This window comes from Flavobacterium urumqiense, from assembly GCF_900108015.1.
GTDB lineage: Bacteria > Bacteroidota > Bacteroidia > Flavobacteriales > Flavobacteriaceae > Flavobacterium > Flavobacterium urumqiense.
This window is the reverse complement of sequence record NZ_FNVP01000007.1, coordinates 1-18613: the sequence shown is the minus strand read 5'-3', so window position 1 is coordinate 18613 and position 18613 is coordinate 1. Positions and strand designations below refer to the sequence as shown.

General features: G+C 32.1%; 19 protein-coding genes. All 19 read left to right on the top strand.

Features of this window, described 5'->3' with window-relative positions; translation table 11 throughout:
• Positions 1-7 precede the first annotated feature (7 nt).
• The 19 genes from C4S35_RS09490 to C4S35_RS09400 all read left to right on the top strand — a co-directional run bounded on the left by C4S35_RS09490 (position 8) and on the right by C4S35_RS09400 (position 17729).
• On the top strand, positions 8-652 hold the full coding sequence (locus C4S35_RS09490) for an SGNH/GDSL hydrolase family protein (RefSeq protein WP_146059533.1): 645 nt from the start codon (positions 8-10) through the stop codon (positions 650-652).
• A gap of 30 nt (positions 653-682) precedes the next feature.
• On the top strand, positions 683-1018 hold the full coding sequence (locus tag C4S35_RS09485; RefSeq protein ID WP_103999954.1) for an SGNH/GDSL hydrolase family protein: 336 nt from the start codon (positions 683-685) through the stop codon (positions 1016-1018).
• Between the two features lie 92 nt (positions 1019-1110).
• The gene (locus C4S35_RS09480; RefSeq protein ID WP_244175234.1) at positions 1111-2238 is read left to right on the top strand and encodes an NAD-dependent epimerase/dehydratase family protein; all 1128 of its coding nucleotides are present in this window, start codon (positions 1111-1113) and stop codon (positions 2236-2238) included.
• A 3-nt stretch (positions 2239-2241) separates the two neighbouring features.
• Positions 2242-3198: a WaaS/CpsH family glycosyltransferase gene (locus tag C4S35_RS09475; RefSeq protein ID WP_103999952.1), complete on the top strand. Its 957-nt coding sequence runs from the start codon at positions 2242-2244 to the stop codon at positions 3196-3198.
• A 10-nt stretch (positions 3199-3208) separates the two neighbouring features.
• Positions 3209-4393, top strand: a complete 1185-nt coding sequence (locus C4S35_RS09470; protein ID WP_103999951.1) for an O-antigen ligase family protein — start codon at positions 3209-3211, stop codon at positions 4391-4393.
• Between the two features lie 41 nt (positions 4394-4434).
• Positions 4435-5286 carry a glycosyltransferase family protein gene (locus tag C4S35_RS09465; protein WP_103999950.1) on the top strand — a complete coding sequence of 284 codons (852 nt, stop codon included), beginning with the start codon at positions 4435-4437 and terminating at the stop codon, positions 5284-5286.
• Between the two features lie 19 nt (positions 5287-5305).
• Positions 5306-5893, top strand: a complete 588-nt coding sequence (locus C4S35_RS09460) for an LbetaH domain-containing protein (RefSeq protein WP_103999949.1) — start codon at positions 5306-5308, stop codon at positions 5891-5893.
• A gap of 15 nt (positions 5894-5908) precedes the next feature.
• Positions 5909-6727 carry a glycosyltransferase gene (locus C4S35_RS09455; RefSeq protein ID WP_103999948.1) on the top strand — a complete coding sequence of 273 codons (819 nt, stop codon included), beginning with the start codon at positions 5909-5911 and terminating at the stop codon, positions 6725-6727.
• Positions 6728-7624: an NAD-dependent epimerase/dehydratase family protein gene (locus tag C4S35_RS09450; protein ID WP_103999947.1), complete on the top strand. Its 897-nt coding sequence runs from the start codon at positions 6728-6730 to the stop codon at positions 7622-7624.
• Positions 7625-7724: 100 nt separating this feature from the next.
• Positions 7725-8273: a dTDP-4-dehydrorhamnose 3,5-epimerase gene (gene rfbC / locus C4S35_RS09445; protein ID WP_103999946.1), complete on the top strand. Its 549-nt coding sequence runs from the start codon at positions 7725-7727 to the stop codon at positions 8271-8273.
• Between the two features lie 391 nt (positions 8274-8664).
• Positions 8665-9060 (top strand): nucleotidyltransferase substrate binding protein, encoded by a 396-nt coding sequence (locus C4S35_RS09440; RefSeq protein WP_208618877.1) that lies wholly within the window; start codon positions 8665-8667, stop codon positions 9058-9060.
• 1 nt (position 9061) lies between these two features.
• Positions 9062-9376 (top strand): nucleotidyltransferase domain-containing protein, encoded by a 315-nt coding sequence (locus C4S35_RS09435; RefSeq protein WP_103999944.1) that lies wholly within the window; start codon positions 9062-9064, stop codon positions 9374-9376.
• A gap of 245 nt (positions 9377-9621) precedes the next feature.
• Positions 9622-10479, top strand: a complete 858-nt coding sequence (gene rfbD / locus C4S35_RS09430) for a dTDP-4-dehydrorhamnose reductase (RefSeq protein ID WP_103999943.1) — start codon at positions 9622-9624, stop codon at positions 10477-10479.
• A gap of 156 nt (positions 10480-10635) precedes the next feature.
• Positions 10636-11709 carry a dTDP-glucose 4,6-dehydratase gene (gene rfbB, locus C4S35_RS09425; protein WP_103999942.1) on the top strand — a complete coding sequence of 358 codons (1074 nt, stop codon included), beginning with the start codon at positions 10636-10638 and terminating at the stop codon, positions 11707-11709.
• A gap of 80 nt (positions 11710-11789) precedes the next feature.
• Positions 11790-12659, top strand: a complete 870-nt coding sequence (gene rfbA / locus C4S35_RS09420; protein WP_103999941.1) for a glucose-1-phosphate thymidylyltransferase RfbA — start codon at positions 11790-11792, stop codon at positions 12657-12659.
• A gap of 112 nt (positions 12660-12771) precedes the next feature.
• Positions 12772-13725 (top strand): MraY family glycosyltransferase, encoded by a 954-nt coding sequence (locus C4S35_RS09415; RefSeq protein ID WP_103999940.1) that lies wholly within the window; start codon positions 12772-12774, stop codon positions 13723-13725.
• Between the two features lie 48 nt (positions 13726-13773).
• The gene (locus C4S35_RS09410; protein WP_103999939.1) at positions 13774-14349 is read left to right on the top strand and encodes a sugar transferase; all 576 of its coding nucleotides are present in this window, start codon (positions 13774-13776) and stop codon (positions 14347-14349) included.
• Positions 14350-14446: 97 nt separating this feature from the next.
• Entirely contained in the window at positions 14447-15586 is a 1140-nt protein-coding gene (locus tag C4S35_RS09405) for a DegT/DnrJ/EryC1/StrS family aminotransferase (RefSeq protein WP_103999938.1), read from the top strand.
• A 175-nt stretch (positions 15587-15761) separates the two neighbouring features.
• Complete coding sequence (locus tag C4S35_RS09400; RefSeq protein ID WP_103999937.1) at positions 15762-17729, top strand: nucleoside-diphosphate sugar epimerase/dehydratase; 1968 nt, start codon at positions 15762-15764, stop codon at positions 17727-17729.
• The last annotated feature ends 884 nt before the right edge of the window (positions 17730-18613 follow it).

The following is an 18613-nucleotide window of genomic DNA, read 5'->3' as shown; positions in this document are numbered from 1 at the left end:
TTCAAAAATGGTAGGTGAAACATTTGTGCTTAAGGAAAGAGAAGAAAATTATTTAATAAAAAATAAAATAAATGGTTTAAAACTTTACTCAATTGATAATAATAGGAATAAAATTTATTACAAAGAAAATGTTGATTATGTTGTTTCAAATAACATTGTTAGAAGGACAAATAATTCGGCGGTTCCTAATTTTAAAGAACATAGTGTTATATTTAATAGTAATGGCACTTTTACGTTTAGTTCTTCTCCTAGAAACCCTTCTTTAGTTATTCCCTTTCAAGTTTATGCTGATTATAATTTCAAGGACCTTGAAATTATCAATGGAGACTTTGGAAACACTCTATTATCACAACGAATCAAAGAGAAATTAAAAAATAATGAACTAATTAAATTGGGTGTTATTGGAACTTCGATATCTGCTGGAGCTCATACCTATGAAAATTTTTTTCACGATAATGATACTCAAACATATCCGTATCTTACTGGAAAGGCTTTAAAAACAATTTACGGATCAAATTGTTTTGTCACTAATTATTCTCAAAGTGGGAGTTCTATTGGGGATGTTTTTAACTCACTTCCAGTTATTATACAAGACCAAAACGATATTGTTTTTATAGAATTTGGAATGAATGATCATATTTCAAGTAATTGATTAGCAAACCAGATTTTATTTGAAAAAAATATGGGAGAGTTAATAAAAAAGTTTCAACAGAACAATATAGATGTTATTTTAGTTGGTTTTTTACAGCAGAATCCATCTTGGGATTTGGAGTTTGAAAATTCAACGATGGCATATAATGCATCAATAAATAATTTGGCCAAGAAATACAATTGCTATTTTGCGGATATTTATAAAGAGTTTTCAAAATACAATCAAGTAAAGATAAACCAAGATTTATGTGGTGATTTTATTCATCACCCAACTTCTTTTGGTCATTTATTATACTATAAAACGATAATTCCAGTTTTTTTAGAGAAAGAGATTAATGATGGATTTGTATTTAGTTTGGTGAATTAATTAGGATAGGTAGTATAGGTTACAGATATTGAAATTCCTGAAAGTACGTAAAAAGGAAAAATTATAAAATATAAGTTTACATGAAAAATATATTGATTACAGGTGGAGCAGGATTTATTGGTTCTAATTTGGCTCTTGCATTGATTGAGAAGAAATATAATGTTACAGTTTTGGATACTTTATCACCACAAATACATGGTGAAAACCCTGAGGATAATTCTTATCTATTTTCTAAAATTAAAAATAAAGTTAAATTCATTAAAGGATGTGTAACCTCAAAAGAGGTATGGAAGGATGCAGTTTTCAATCAAGACGTTATAGTTCATCTGGCAGCAGAAACTGGTACGGGACAATCGATGTATGAAATAGAAAAATATACTAGTGTAAATATTGGCGGTACATCCAAAATGCTTGATTTCTTAGCAAATAATATACATACGGTAAAAAAGGTAGTAATAGCATCATCAAGGTCAATTTACGGTGAAGGTAAATATTGGTCGGATGAATTGAATACTGCTGTATATCCAGAACACCGTACAGATAATTTTATGGCTAATAATGATTTTGAAGTAAAATATAAAGGATTGTCAAAGCCTTTACAATTGTTGCCAACGGATGAGGAATCTAAAATTCATCCTTCTTCTGTATATGGCATTACAAAACAAAATCAAGAGCAAATGATAATGACCGTTTGTCCAACTATTGGTGTCGCTCCAGTCGCTTTTAGATACCAAAATGTGTATGGTCCTGGGCAGTCATTATCCAATCCTTATACCGGAATATTGTCTATATTTTCCACTTTAATACGCAATGGTAAGGGTATTAATATTTTTGAAGATGGGAAAGAATCTAGGGATTTTGTTTATATTGACGATGTAGTTAATGCAACTATTCTAGGGATAGAGAAAAATGAAGCAAATGGAAACGTTTTTAACGTTGGTACTGGAGAAGCGACCGATGTGATTACGGTTGCTAATGAATTAATTACTAATTACGGCATAGAAGCGAAAGTAAACATATCAGGAAATTATCGTTTAGGTGATATTCGTCATAATTTTGCTGATTTAACTAAGATTAATAAGGTTTTAGGTTTTAAACCTACGTTTGATTTTAAATCAGGAATCAAGAAGTTTACTGAATGGGTCATTACTCAGGATGTTATAGAAAGTAAATATGAAGTTTCTATAGCAGAAATGAAAGATAAAGGCTTGTTTAAATAGCATATGAAAAATAGTGGTGTTTTCTCAGACAAAAAAATAATTTTCATTTGTCCCAAATTTATTGGATATAACGAAGCAATTAAAACAGAAATTGAAAATTTAGGAGGGTATGTTTTAATGTTTAATGACAGACCTTATAACGGTGTTTTTGATTTTTTTAAAAAAATAAATATAAGTATCATAAAATTATATCAGAATGTTAATTGGTATTGTAGATTAAGAAAAATTGATTTAGATTCTTATAATACCCTTTTTGTTATTAGGGGAGAGTATGTTCCACTTTTTGTTTTAGATAAATGTAAGAAGGCAGGACTTGAGATGATAATGTACCAATGGGACTCTGTTAAAAATTGTAATTATTTATACCAAAAAGATTTTTTTAACAAGATAAGTACTTTTGATGGTGGAGATGCAAAGTTATATGGATTTGATTATTTTCCTTTATTCTATAGAAGTGAATATGCGGAAATTGAATCAAGAAATTCAAAAACAAAAACAGCTTTGTTTGTGGGAACTTTTCAAATGTTAAGATACAGTTCTGTTTTAGAGTTAAAGGAACGTTTGAATAAAGTGGGGATTGAAACAATAATAAAAATCAGAATCCCTTTTTATCATTATTTAAAATTGTTGATGAAAGGTGTTAAGCTGAAGAAAGAGTATTTGTTTTTTAAAAATATATCTTTCTCTGAAATTTTGATGCTATATTCAAGTTCAGATATTATAATTGATGCAGCAAATGAAAATCAAAGAGGTTTGACAATGAGAACTTTTGAAGCATTAGGAGCAAATAGAATTTTATTAACGAATAATTTATCGGTTAAACAGGAGCCATTTTATGATTCTAAAAGGATTAAGTTTTTTGATCAAGAATTTTTTTCTGAAACCTTTAATGATGATATAATATCTAATTTAGTTAAAGATCAAAAATTGGATAATTGGATACTCAAGCTAATTAATTAAAATAAGATACATGGATGTTGTTAAAGGACTTAATGTTCTTATTGTAGGATTGTTGTTTCTGTTTTGTGGATCAGTTTATCCTATTATTTTTGGAGCGAATTTATTCTATATTATATTGCTGTTTGTGTCAGTTACATCTCTTTTGTTTCAAAAAAAATACTATAATATTCATTTGATGTCCTTTCTAAAAGCTGTAGGGCTGTTAATGTTTTTTTTGTCTATTAACTGGATTTTAACTGGTATTAATATTAGTTTTATAGAGTTTCCAATTATGTATGGTTTAATTTTGATTTTCAATATAGCTTTTCTCGCATTATTAAACAAAGAAAATATCTCCATTAATAATTTTGATTTTGTTTTTATAATTATAGTTATTTATTCTTTTTTTAATTTTTTTACTACTAATTTTCTAAAAAGTTTTTTTACTCCCTTTTTAAGCGAAAGTTATACTTGTAATCACCTTTTTTATGTTTTTTTCTATAGAGCAGAACACACTATTTTAGGGATAGATTTAGTTAGAAATCAAGGTTTTTATTGGGAACCAGGAGTTTTAAGCGTGGTTCTTAATATTTTTTTATTTAGGTTACTTTTTGGAGATAATTTAACATTGAGGAAAGGACTGATATTTTTAACTGGTTTCTTGATCTTCACTACTTTCTCAACTACTGGCCTTTTAATAATGTTTCTTCAGTTTACATACTATCTTTTTAATACTGAAAGTAATAAGATGAAAAAGATATTTTTTTTGTTTTTGTTTTTAGTCCTGTCAATACCTGTTTTGCTTTCTAATGTTACTGAAAAAGTTTCTGGTAAGGGAGAAGCCTCATTCTTGATAAGAAATTATGATGTTTTAGTAGCTTTAGATGTCACTAAAGATAATTTTTTTACTGGGGTTGGATTTTCAAATATAAAAAACAAAGAGGCTCAAGAGAAAAGCCCAATTTATATGGATAGCGATTTTACGGAAGCTCACGGTAATACAAATTCAGTAATTACCGTTTTTTTATTTTTGGGCATTCCATTAGGTCTGATTTATTTATTTCTTCTTTACAATCAAAAATTAATTAATTACAATAAAGGTTTTTTTTTCTTCATTATATTAATCTGTCTGGCTTCTGAGCCATTAATCTTTAGCGGCTTTTTTATCTTTTTTACCAGTAGTTATTTTTATAAGCCTATTGATATTTCAAAATAATCCCGACTTGTTTTATAAAAGTATATATAATAAAATACAAAATGACAAATTATAATCTTATTTTAATTACTACACATCAAGATGAATTGAATATTTTCAAATTAATTCATAGCATAGATAGTAATATTAAAAAAATAAAAGTACTAATGGTTGTTGTTTCGCAAGAATGTGAAATCTCATACAGTACTAAGAATTCATTTCTTTCTATAGCTTTTATTCATGAAAGTAAAATGGGGCTTTCAAAAGCAAGAAATATTGCTTTGAAATATTTGTTAAGCAATGTTATTTCGGCAGAATATATTATGTTTCCAGATGATGATTCGAGTTTTGATGAAAACTTTTTCATGTATTTTCCATTAGTTTTAAATACAGATAAATGTTATATTACTCCTATTTATAATGAAGGAACAAAGGAATTGTATCTTGGAAAATTCTTAAATGAAGGAAGTTTTATTAATGAAGATAAACATTCGTTAATTGGTTCTCCAAATCAAGTTGTATTATATGAAAAATTTAAGGAACAAGTTTTTTTTGATGAAGATTTAGGTGTAGGAGGCAAATTTGGTAGCTGTGAAGATTATGATCATTTTATTCGTTTGAGTAGGGCTGGAGCTAAGTTTTATTATATTTCAAAAATATATTCTTTTCATCCTGCTAAATCAACTAAGAATTTACTTTCGTTAAAAGAAACTAAAAAGAGATACAAAAGCTATAGTCCAGGTTTCGTTTGCATAATTAAAAAATATAAAAAGTATAAGTTTATACCTCTTTTTTTATTAAGACCTTTGGGAGGTAGTTTAATTAAAATATTTGGGTTTGATTTCAAAATGGCAAATGTTTATTTTTCAGTTTTTTTCTTTAGAATAGAATTGTTGATTAAAAAATTGGTTTAATATTTAAATTCGATAAATAATGATAAAAAGATATGGTATAATTGGTTTTGTAAAATTGTTTGTATCATTAATTTATACAAAACTATTTCATAGAAATGCAAGACTCATAAGATTACCTTTTGATATTAGAAATAGCAGGTATATTCAGATTGGGGATAATTTCACTACTGGTGTGGGTTGCAGGCTCGAGGCATACCCCGAGAATGAAAATAAGGTTTTGCATATCGGTAGAAATGTTGAAATAAATGATTATGTTCATATTTCAGCAAAGGAAGACGTGACTATAGGTGACAATGTGTTGATTGCAAGTAAGGTTTTTATATCTGATTTAAATCATGGTAGTTATGGAGCAGATGACATACACGATTCTCCAAATACACCTCCAAACGAAAGAGAACTATATGCGAAAGCGGTAATTATTCAGGAGAATGTTTGGTTGGGAGAGTCCGTATCTGTATTATCTGGGGTAACCATCGGTAGAGGAACTATAGTTGGAGCCAACTCGGTAGTTTCAAAAAGTTTACCGTCTTATGTGATAGCTGTAGGAATACCAGCTAAGGTAATAAAAAAATATAATTTTGTAAGTGAAAGGTGGGAGGATATTTAAAATGCAGAAAATTAAATGAATACAATAATAACTTCTGGTATCGTTTTGTATAAAAACGATTTAAAAATGTTGCGAAATGCTATTCAGTCTTTGCTGAGGACCAATAGTATTTTTAAACTTTTTTTAGTTGATAATTCTCCGACAAATGAATTAAAAGTTTTGGTTACTGATTCAAGAATCCAATACATCCATAATCCTACAAATCCTGGCTTTGGGGCAGCACATAATCAAGCAATTCAGAAGGCATTACAGTTGGGTTCGAAATTTCATTTTATAGTTAATCCTGATATTCGTTTTGAAGGAAATATAATTACGCCTATGGTAGAATATATGTTAAACGATGCTACAATTGGAATGATGATGCCTCAGGTTCTAAATGAAGACGGTAGTATTCAGAATTTACCTAAACTTTTACCAAGCCCGTTTAGTATATTGAGGAGGAAAATTAATAAACCTGCTGTTGTCTATCAGAAATTTATAAATGAATATGAGTTACGAAATATATCTAAAGAAGTAATTTACAATGCTCCGGTCCTTTCGGGTTGCTTTACCTTACTAAATCTTGATGCTATCAAAAAAGTAGGGATGTATGATGACGCTTTTTTTATGTATTTTGAAGATTGGGATTTGTCAAGAAGGATGCACCAGCATTATAAAACAATCTATTTCCCAAAAGTTTCGGTAGTGCATGAATATGAATCAGGAGCCAATAAAAGTAAAAGATTGTTTATGATATTTATAAATTCAGCAATTACTTATTTTAATAAATGGGGTTGGTTTTTTGATTCGGAAAGAAAGAAAATAAATAATGAAGCTTTATCTCAATTTAAATAGATGAAAATTACCATTACTGGAGCTAGTGGATTTGTAGGTACCAATCTTGTAAACTATTTGAGTATTTCAAATAGGGTGAAACCTATTAGCATTCGTTATGTACCCAAGCAACAATTTGAGATTAATGCAGATGCTATCATTCATCTTGCAGGTAAAGCGCATGACTTAAAGAAAGTTTCCAAACCAAGGGATTATTACGAAGCTAATTTTGAGTTAACTAAGCAGTTGTTTGATTCGTTTTTAGTATCAGAAGCATCCGTTTTTATTTTTATGAGTACCGTAAAAGCGGTGGCGGATGAAGTAAAGGGGATATTGAGCGAAGACGAAATACCAAATCCTAAAACCCATTATGGTATTGCCAAGCATCAAGCAGAAGAATACATCTTGAGTAAGGAATTGCCCAAAGGAAAAAGAGTTTATGTTTTGAGGCCTTGTATGATACATGGTCCCGGAAATAAAGGAAATTTGAATTTATTGTATCAGTTAGTATACAAAGGATTGCCATGGCCACTTGGGGATTTTCAAAATGAACGTTCTTTTTTAAGTATCGAAAACCTTTGTTTTGTGATACAAGAAATATTAATAAATGTAACAATTTCTTCAGGAGTTTATCAAGTTTCAGATGATAAATCGGTGTCAACGAATGCGCTTATCCAATTATTAGGAATTAGTTTAGGCAAAAAAAACAGGGTTTTTAATATTCCCTCTTCTTGCATTAAAGGGATTGCAAGACTTGGTGATTATTTGCATTTGCCACTCAATTCAGAACGTTTGCAAAAACTAACAGAGAATTATGTAGTTAGTAATCAAAAAATTGTAACCGCTATAGGAAAACCTTTGCCGGTAAAAGCAAAAGAAGGCTTGTTAAAAACATTTAATTCCTTTAAAAAAATATAATTGTATTGTTTGCCGGACTAAACAATTATACGATTTTTTGTTCTCTGCAGTATACAAAATAAAGACGATTAGAATTATAATAGAAATATAAAATTACAATATGACCCTTGAAAAAACATTTATACAAGATTTAGTAATCATAACTCCTAGAATATTCGAGGATTCAAGGGGGTACTTTTTCGAAGCCTACAACCAAGCTCAATTCAGTGAAAATGGGATTGACTATCAATTCATCCAAGACAATCAGTCTTTCTCGAAAAGAGGTGTGATCCGTGGCTTGCATTTGCAAATTAACCCTTTTGCTCAGGCTAAATTGGTGCGGGTATTAGAGGGAGAAATTTTAGATGTGGCGGTAGACTTGCGTAAAAATTCGCCTACTTACGGGCAGCATTTCAGTGTAGTTTTAAGTGCGGAAAATAAAAAGCAACTGATGGTACCTCACGGATTTGCTCATGGATTTTCGGTTTTGAGTGAAACGGCTTCAGTGATGTACAAAGTCGATCAGTTATACAACAAAGAAAGTGAGAGAGGCATTCGTTATGACGATCCTACTTTAGCGATTGATTGGCAATTGAGGCCTGATGAAGTAATTGTTTCTGAAAAGGATTTGGTGTTGCCGGGGTTTGATGAAATTGATTGGGAGTTTTAGGTTTGAAATTTTCGATTCGTCTTGATTAAAAAAGATACAAAAAATAGTCATGGGTTAGTAGTACTTATATTATTACTGAAGAACAATTTTTTCTTTTTTGCTTGATCAAAAAAGAAACAAAAAAATCAAGCCTGCAAATAAAAAGCTTAAAAATTTAAAAACTGTTATGGTTATTTACCTGACTACCACTGGCAGTCCTCCTTTTAATTTCAAATGTTGTTTTTTTATGCTTTTTATTTAAGGGCGGGGCAGAAGTTTTTAGATGGATTTTTGGTTGCTTTTTGTATGGTGCGATGTTAAATAAACAATTTTTTTGTTAGACATAACGAACAATAATTTACTATTTTGTATTGTTTGTTGAACAAAAAAGATATTTAAATTGAATTGAATTATGGAAGAAGATATTCGATGGAAACAACGTTTTGGAAATTATCTGAAAGCACTAGGACAGTTGCAGAAATTTATAGTGAAAGGTAATTTGAACGAACTGGAAGAGCAGGGACTTATTCAAGCTTTTGGATTCACACACGAGTTGGCTTGGAATGTAATGCAGGATTATTTTGAATATCAAGGAAATACGACTATTACGGGGTCTAGAGATGCTATGAGAGAAGCGTTTCAAAAAGGATTGATTCAGGACGGGGCACAATGGATGGAAATGATAAAAAGTAGAAACCAATCTACACATACTTATAACGAAAGTACAGCAAACGAGAATAGAGATAGAATATTGAATTATTATTACGATTTGTTTGTGTCTTTTAAAGAGAAAATGAAAGAACTTTAGAATGATACAATTTGGCTTAAAACAGGAGGATATAGACAAAATAAATCATGTCTTTACTACTTATAATGGTATTGATAGCGTGATTATTTATGGTTCCCGAGCGAAAGGAAATTTTAAAGTAGGTTCTGATATTGATTTAACCATCATCGAGAATTCAATATCTTTTCCAAAATTTTTGGAAATGGAGAATATATTAGATGATTTATCATTGCCTTACAAAATAGATTTGTCTCTAAAACGAGAAATAACCAATTTTGATTTGCTTTTGCATATTGACAGAGTTGGAAAATTGTTTTACAAAAGAGGAATAGTTTAGGGTAACGATCGATTCCATTTAAGATTACCTAAAGTTTTAAAAATTGTTTAAGGTTTAAAGTTTAAGGTTTAAAGTTGTAGGTTAGATTGGGAATTTAATACGTAATCACAAAGTCCACAAAGAAGGTTAAAGAAGAAGTTTAACGTTGTCGGTTAGATCGGGAGTTGTGACGTAGTATCAATATAATAGAAAAACACAACCGTTGTCTTGATTTTCTAAGATCTTAGCGGTAATAAAATATAAAAATGCAAAAAATTTTAGTCACAGGTGCAACGGGTCAATTAGGCTCGGAATTAGCATTATTATCCAAAAACTATTCCCAATTTGAATGGTTTTTTGCTGACAGAACACAAGTTTCTTTAGATAATTTATCCGTTTTATCTAGTCAATTAGAAAAGATAAAACCGAATATTATTTTGAATTGTGGTGCCTACACAGCAGTTGATAAAGCTGAAACCGAGCACGATTTAGCAGACGTCGTAAATCATTTGGCTGTGGCAGTAATCGCCACCTACGCCAAAGAAAATAATGCGAAATTAATTCACATTTCAACCGATTATGTTTTTGACGGTACTTCTGCTACTGCCCTGAATGAGGTGGCAAAAACAAATCCTATCAATGTTTACGGTGCGACAAAATTAGCAGGAGAAAACGCGTGTATGGCCGCCGATCCAAATGCCATCATTATAAGAACTTCATGGGTGTATAGTCCGTTCGGGAATAATTTTGTAAAAACTATGTCCCGGTTGATGCGAGAAAGAGAAACTTTGAATGTGGTCAATGATCAGATTGGAAGTCCAACCTATGCGGCCGATTTAGCACAAGCTATAATGACTATAATTACACATGATTTGTGGCAAGCGGGTATTTATAATTTTTCCAATGAAGGAGAAATCAGTTGGTACGAATTCGCTTTAGCCATACAAGAAATTGGCCGTTTTGACTGTAATGTGAGTGGCATCCCATCATCTGCTTATCATACACCTGCGAAACGCCCTGCCTATTCTTTATTGGATAAAAGAAAAATTGCAACTACTTTTGGTGTTGAAGTACCCAATTACAAATTGTGCTTGAGAAAATGTATGGAGTTGTTGAAAGAGTAGATATAATTTTAAAGTTTAGAGTTTAATGGTTTAAAACTAAAGGTTTAAAAGGTTAATTGTTTAAAGTTTAAAATGGTTATTGAGAATATAAAATCTAAAAGGGAGTCTATTCTTTGATTTTTAAGAAAAAGAATAGAAATAAAAAAGTGTAGAAAAATGAAGAAAATATTAATTACTGGAGGAGCTGGATTTATTGGCTCGCATGTGGTGAGACGTTTTGTAAACAAATATCCGGAGTATCAAATTTTTAATTTGGATGCACTGACATATGCTGGGAATTTAGAAAATATAACAGACATTGAGGCCGCACAAAACTATACTTTTATAAAAGGAGATATCGTTGATGCCGATTTTATTGATTCGCTTTTTATTGAGCATCAATTTGATGGAGTATTGCATTTAGCTGCTGAATCACATGTGGATCGTTCCATTACTGATCCATTGGCATTTGTAAAGACTAATGTGATTGGTAGCGTGAATTTATTGAATGCTGCCAAGATGATTTGGAAAGATAATATGGATGGGAAACGATTTTATCACATTAGCACTGATGAGGTTTATGGTAGTTTAGGTTCCGAAGGATTGTTTACAGAGACTACTGCTTATGATCCCAATTCTCCTTATTCAGCTTCTAAAGCCAGTTCTGACCACTTTGTAAGAGCATATGGAGAAACGTATGGCTTGCCTTATGTACTGACTAATTGTTCCAATAATTATGGTCCTTTTCACTTTCCTGAAAAATTGATCCCTTTGTTCATCAATAATATTATTCAAAATAAACCCTTACCCGTTTATGGAGATGGAAAATATACCCGTGATTGGCTTTTTGTGGAAGACCACGCGGTAGCAATTGATTTAGTTTTTCATGAAGGAAAAAATCACGATACTTATAATATAGGTGGTTTTAACGAATGGCAAAATATTGATTTGGTTAAATTGCTTTGTAAAATAATGGATGAGAAATTAGGAAGAGCAGCAGGTACTTCAAAACAATTGATTTCCTATGTCAAAGACCGTCCAGGCCATGATTTGCGTTACGCTATTGATGCTACTAAGATTAATACAGAATTAGGTTGGAAACCCTCGGTTACTTTCGTCCAAGGATTGGAAAGAACCGTAAACTGGTATTTGGATAATGAAACTTGGTTAAATAATATAACTTCGGGAGAATATGCCACTTATTACGAAAAACAATATAGCGCCCTAGCCCCCAAAGGGGGAACGCTTTAGTGAATCAAAAGACGAAAGATTATTATTGAAACAAAACCAAGCATAGAGCTTATAGCTTACTGCTTCTAGCAACTTTAAAAATGAAAGGAATTATATTAGCCGGAGGTTCCGGAACCCGTTTACATCCTTTAACACTTGCAATGAGCAAGCAAATGATGCCGGTTTATGACAAACCGATGATTTATTATCCATTGTCTACTTTGATGATGGCGGGAATCAATCAAATATTAATTATTTCGACTCCGCATGATTTGCCTAATTTCAAGAAATTGTTAGGAGACGGCTCGTCAATAGGTTGTCAATTCAGTTATGCGGAGCAAGCTATACCAAACGGTTTAGCTCAGGCTTTTGTTATTGGAGAAGAATTCATAGGAAAAGACAGTGTCGCTTTGGTTTTAGGTGATAATATTTTTTTTGGGTCCAATATGGATGAGTTATTGCAATCCAATACTAATCCAGAGGGAGGAGTAGTTTTTGCGTATCACGTTTCTGATCCGGAACGCTATGGTGTGGTAGAATTTGATACTAATTTTAAAGCACTTTCTATTGAAGAAAAACCGTTGGAACCCAAATCAAATTATGCGGTACCCGGCTTGTATTTTTATGACAATTCAGTTGTGGAAATTGCCAAGAATATTAAACCAAGTTCCCGTGGAGAATATGAAATCACAGATGTGAACAAAGTATATCTTGAAAAAGGAGCCTTGAAAGTAGGTATTTTAAGCAGAGGTACGGCTTGGTTGGATACCGGAACTTTTAACAGCTTAATGCAGGCGGGACAATTTGTCCAGGTTATTGAAGAACGTCAGGGATTGAAAGTAGGTTGCATTGAAGAAATAGCCTGGCGACAAGGTTTTATAACGGAACAACAATTGAAAGAGTTGGCTGAGCCTTTGAAAAAATCGGGTTATGGAGAGTATCTTTTGGGATTGCTGAAACATAAGTTGTAGTTTTTAGTAGTTTAGGGATCAGTTATCAGTGTTCAGTGATCAGAATTCAGTGTTCAGGGATCAGTTTAGTGTTCAGTATTCAGTTTGAGATTATTATATAGCGTTTAAAAATATGGTTTACATTGCATTATTATTTTTATTGATTGGGATTGAACTTATTTATTTCAAAATTGCGGAAAAATACAATATCATCGATAAACCTAATTCGAGGTCTTCCCATTCTGCAATTACTTTAAGAGGTGGCGGGATTATTTTTCCGATTGCCATCAGTATCGCTTTTTTTTTAGGATACGTTTCTTGGCCAGTGGCACTAGCAGTTGTCTTGGTTGCGATTGTTAGTTTTGTAGATGATATCAAACCCCTGTCTCAGTTGCCCCGATTTGCTTCGCATGTTGTAGCCGTTGGTTTGGTTTTTTATGACTTGCACTTATTTTCAGAAGCATTGTGGTTACTTCCACTTGTATTTGTTTTGCTGATTGGTTGGGTCAATGCCTTCAATTTTATGGATGGTATTAATGGAATCACCGTTTTATATGCCCTAACAGCTATAGTTAGTTTTTCTTTCTTACGCATTAACGAAGCCAGTTTACCTTTGCTAATTACCTTGGGATTGTCTTGTTTTTCTTTTGGGTTGTTTAATGTTCGAAAAAAAGCCAAAACTTTCGCAGGCGATGTAGGTAGTATCAGTATGGCACTTTTTTTAGGCTATTTTATGATAAAAACGATTATCGACTCCGGGCAACTCGGGTATATTCTTTTCTTTTCGGTTTATGGAATTGATGCCATAATTACAATCATAAACAGATTACTTAAAAAAGAAAATATATTCCAGCCGCACCGTTCTCATTTGTATCAATATTTAGCCAATGAAATGGGCTATTCCCATATTTTAATTTCTTTTATTTACGCGGGTCTGCAATTGGGAATTAATGCATTGGTTATTTATGCGGATACCAAAGGGTATTTATCTCTTTTCTTTACAGGTGCATTTTTACTGCTGCTGACCTTTATTTATTTACTTGTTCGAAATTTAGTCACTCGTAAAATGGTTCTTAGAAATTCGTAATTCGTTTTTTGCTAGTATCTTTATCAAGAATAAAATATTTCGAAAAGTATGATAAAACGTTTTTTTGATATTATTTTCTCTCTCTTCTCTCTTCTTTTCTTTTTTTGGCTGGTATTGATTACATGGTTACTGGCCGCTATCGACACGCATACGGTTGGAATCTTTATCCAAGAGCGTATTGGCCAATTTGGTACCCCCTTCAAAATATACAAGCTTCGTACCATTCAAGTTTTACCGGCATTAGGAAACCCCCGTATTTCGAAAATAGGGAAGTTTCTCCGAAACTATAAATTAGATGAGCTGCCTCAACTTTTTAATGTTTTAAGGGGAGAAATGAGTATTGTGGGACCACGACCTGATTTACCAGGTTATTATGATTTACTTGATGGTGAAAACCGAAAAATATTGGAATTGAAACCGGGATTAACTAGTATTGCGTCTTTAAAATACAGTAAAGAGGAGTATGTGTTGGAGAAGCAGTTAACGCCTGTCATTTACAACGACTGCATCGTTTTCCCTGATAAGGTGCAGCTGAATCTAGACTATTATTACCAACGAAGTTTTTGGGGAGATATTGGTATTATTTTGAAAACAATTTGGTTTGTTTTTTTTAGAAAAAATTAGTGCAGCAGAAGTCTAGAATATGATATTGCACTACTGATTTTAGCGTAATTTTTTTTAATTTACCTTGATACAATTGTATCGTTATTATTTTTAGAAGATGCATAAAAACAAAATTTGGCTTTCGCCTCCACACATGGGAGGCAGTGAACTGAAATACATTCAAGAAGCATTTGATTCCAATTGGGTTGCTCCAATCGGGCCCAACATAAACGCTTTCGAACAAGATCTAGAAGACTATTTAGGTTCACATCATGTTGCCGCTTTAAATTCGGGTACATCAGCCATTCATTTGGGATTAGTTCTTTTAGGGGTTCAGCCGGGGGATACTGTACTATGTCAGAGTATGACCTTCTCCGCTTCGGCAAATCCCATTTTGTACCAAGGCGCAACGCCTATTTTTATTGACAGTGAAACCGAAACCTATAATTTATGTCCAATTGCGCTGGAAGAGGCTATCGTAGATAAAATTGCAAAAGATAAAAAACCAAAAGCAATTATTGCAGTTCATTTATATGGCATTCCCTATAAAATTGATCAAATTAGGGCGGTTGCCGATAAATATTCTATTCCCATTTTAGAAGATAGTGCCGAAGCTTTAGGAAGCAGCTATAAAGGACAAAAGTGCGGTACTTTTGGAGATATGGGAGTTTTCTCTTTTAATGGAAGTAAGATTATAACTACCTCAAGCGGAGGAGCGATCGTAACTAAAACGGAAAAACTTAAAGAGGAGGCTATTTTTTTAGCTACTCAAGCCCGAGATGAAGCGCCACATTATCAGCATAGTCAAATAGGATATAATTATCGAATGAGTAATATTTGTGCTGGTATTGGTCGCGGTCAAATGGAAGTTTTAGATTATCACATTGGCCTGAGAAGAAACATACATGAATTTTATGTCGAATTATTTGAAGACATAAAAGGCGTTACCGTTTTTACGGTGCCTGATGCTACTTATTTTTCCAATTATTGGCTGACTACTATTTTAGTCCGTCCATCAGAAACCAATGGTGTAAGCAGTGAAACTTTGCGATTGGCATTGGAGGCCGCAAATATTGAATCGAGACCGTTGTGGAAACCGATGCATTTGCAACCTGTTTTCTGTAAATATCCTTACTATGGCAATACTGTTTCTGAAACACTTTTTAATGATGGTCTTTGTTTGCCTTCCGGTTCTAATCTTTCTGTGGAGGATCGAGCCCAAATAAAAGCTGTTGTCTTTAAATTATTTCGAAAATAGGAACGAGATTTTTTTTATAAATTATAAATTTTAACAAATCGTAACAAATTGATATTCAAACTTTTTATTCCTGTTTTATTGACAAAATTAAAATGCATTGAAGGGTTTCCATTTTTTAACTTTTTTAATCTTATTTTTGTTAGTACAGAGGCATTAATTTTTAAAAAAATAAATTTTGGGTACTACTGAAAAATCGGATTCATCATCGGTAAAAACTAATTTTTTTTCACGAGAAAACTTGAAATTTAATATTCATAATTTAAGTTATCTCCCTAGGTGGATAATTGTTATGATGGATTTTTCGGTTTTAGTTATATGCTTTTTTTTTACAGTACTGATTTTTAAAGGGACTGGCTTAGAGTATGTTATTACACCTTATATTTTTCGATTTTTAGCCGCGTTTTTTGGCGTAAACCTCTTCTTTTTCTGGTTGTTTAGAACCTATTCCGGAATTATCAGGCATTCTTCTTATATCGATGCCGTGAAGCTTTTGTTTTCTCAGATGGCCGTTTTGGTACTTTTTCTTTTTTCTAATTTTGCTTATGAAATGCTTTATGGTGAAAAAGCATTCTTAAACACTGCTTTTTTTATCAATATCGTCCTTTCCTTTTGTGGTCTGTTTTTGTACCGTGTTATAATTAAACAAACTTTTGAGGTTTATTTCTCAGAAATTGGAAAAGAAAAATTAATACGCGCTATTATTTACGGTACAGATGCCAATGCGATATCTGTAGCTAACGCTTTAAAATTTGAAACTCCTTCCCGTTTTAAAATTGTTGGATTTGTGGATAAAAACAGCCAAAATGCAACCAAACGAATGTTGGATTTGCCTATTTTAATTAAAAAGAAAAAATTACCTCCTCTAATGCGTTCTGTAAATGCTCAGGCGGTTATTATTGCCGATAAAAGCATGTCTAAAGAAGAACAATTAACTATCGTAGATCAGTGTTTAGAATTTAATTATAATGTGTTTACGGTACCACTGATTTCCGATTGGCAAAATCAAAAGGAAATTTCTCAAAAAGTAAAAAGCATTCAAATTGAAGATTTACTGGAGAGAAAGCCAATTGTATTAGATAATAAATCGATATCTAAGCAGTTGAAAGACAAGACTGTTCTGATTACCGGAGCTGCAGGATCTATAGGAAGCGAGATTGTGCGCCAGGTGTTAAGTTTCAATCCTAAAACAATCATCATTTTAGATCAGGCCGAAACGCCTTTGCATCATATGTGTTTGGAAATGCAAAACATAGGCTCTAATGCAAAAATACATACTGTAATTGCTGATGTAAGGAACAAAAGCGCCATGGATATGGTTTTTAAAACACATCTTCCTCAGGTTGTTTATCATGCTGCAGCCTATAAACATGTGCCTTTGATGGAAGAAAACCCTTCACAAGCTATTCTTACTAATATTTTGGGAACTAAGAATCTTGCCGATTTATCCTGTTTGTATAATGTCAAAAAATTTGTAATGGTCTCTACTGATAAAGCAGTAAACCCAAGTAACGTAATGGGCGCAAGCAAAAGAATAGCTGAAAAATACGTGCAATCCCTACAATTAAAAATACAAAAAGAAGGAGAGAAAAATGTCACCAAATTTATCACTACTCGTTTTGGAAATGTTTTAGGCTCTAATGGATCTGTAGTGCCTTTGTTTACCAAGCAAATTGCGGCTGGAGGCCCTGTCACAATTACGCATCCTGATATTATTCGGTATTTTATGACTATACCCGAAGCCTGTCAGTTAGTTTTGGAGGCTGGATCCATGGGTAATGGAGGTGAGATTTATATTTTTGACATGGGAAAACCGGTTAAGATTATTGATTTGGCTAAAAAGATGATCAAGTTGGCGGGATTTGTACCTGACAAAGAAATTAAGATACAAATAGTTGGTTTGAGACCCGGTGAAAAATTATATGAAGAATTACTTAACGATACTTCAAAAACATTAGCCACCCATCACGAAAAAATTATGATTGCGGAAGAAATTCAAGATGAATTTGAGACCCTGCATACTGATATTGAAGAACTAATAGAAAAAGCGAATTTTTTTGGTAATGATGATATTGTTATGCAAATGAAAAAAATTGTGCCTGAATTTATAAGTATGAATTCTACTTATCAATTATTGGATAAGTAATAAAAAAGATTTTCAATAAATAAAGTCTGTGAGGAATTTGTTCTTTGCAGATTTTTTTTTAGGCCTAAAATTGAGAGATTATATTTAATTTTTTATTTGAATATTTTTTTTGTCTTGATTACTTTCGGGTTACTAATTCAGTGGAGTTCGTTATCTGTGATTTCAAAAGGAATAAAAAAATATTCATGAGCTGTTATTGTTTTTTGGTGTTCATGAATTTTTTCTTTTGTGTTGATTATTGAAGAATTAACCATTTATTGGAGTTTGTGAATCTATGATTTCAAAGGAGATAAAAAATATTCATGGGTTATTATTGTTTTCTGGTATTCATGAATTTTTTCTTTTGTATTGATTACTCACGCGCTAATAATTTATTGGAATTCGTGAATCTTTGATTTCTAAAGAAACAAAAAATCAAGACTCCATATTTTTATCCCAAAAATCATCGGACGCATCTCCCTATAGCGACCCCAGCCGCTCGTGCTCCGCACTTGACTAGGGGGTCACTCCCTTCTGCCAACGCTGAAATTCTCACCGTGATTTTTCATTGTAAAATTATAAGGCTAAGTAAACAATATGGTTGTTTTATGGCGGGGGCGACTTCTAAGAACTTACACTAAAAGGCACAATTTGAAAGCTCAGTTTTAAAAAATAAATGTTCCCTCAAAGAGAAACCGCTCACGTATTCCCCTCTTGAGAGGGGCTAGGGGTGTGTTTTTTGTGGTTATAAATTCCTAAAAGTTAAATAATATTAGAAAGGTAATCCTTAAAAATATAAGGGCGAGTTGAGGATAACTTGTTGCTATTGCTATTTTTTATCTGAAGATAATTTTTACTTTTTTAGCTCACTTAACTTTATTAGAACTGGTGTTCGCTGAATCTTC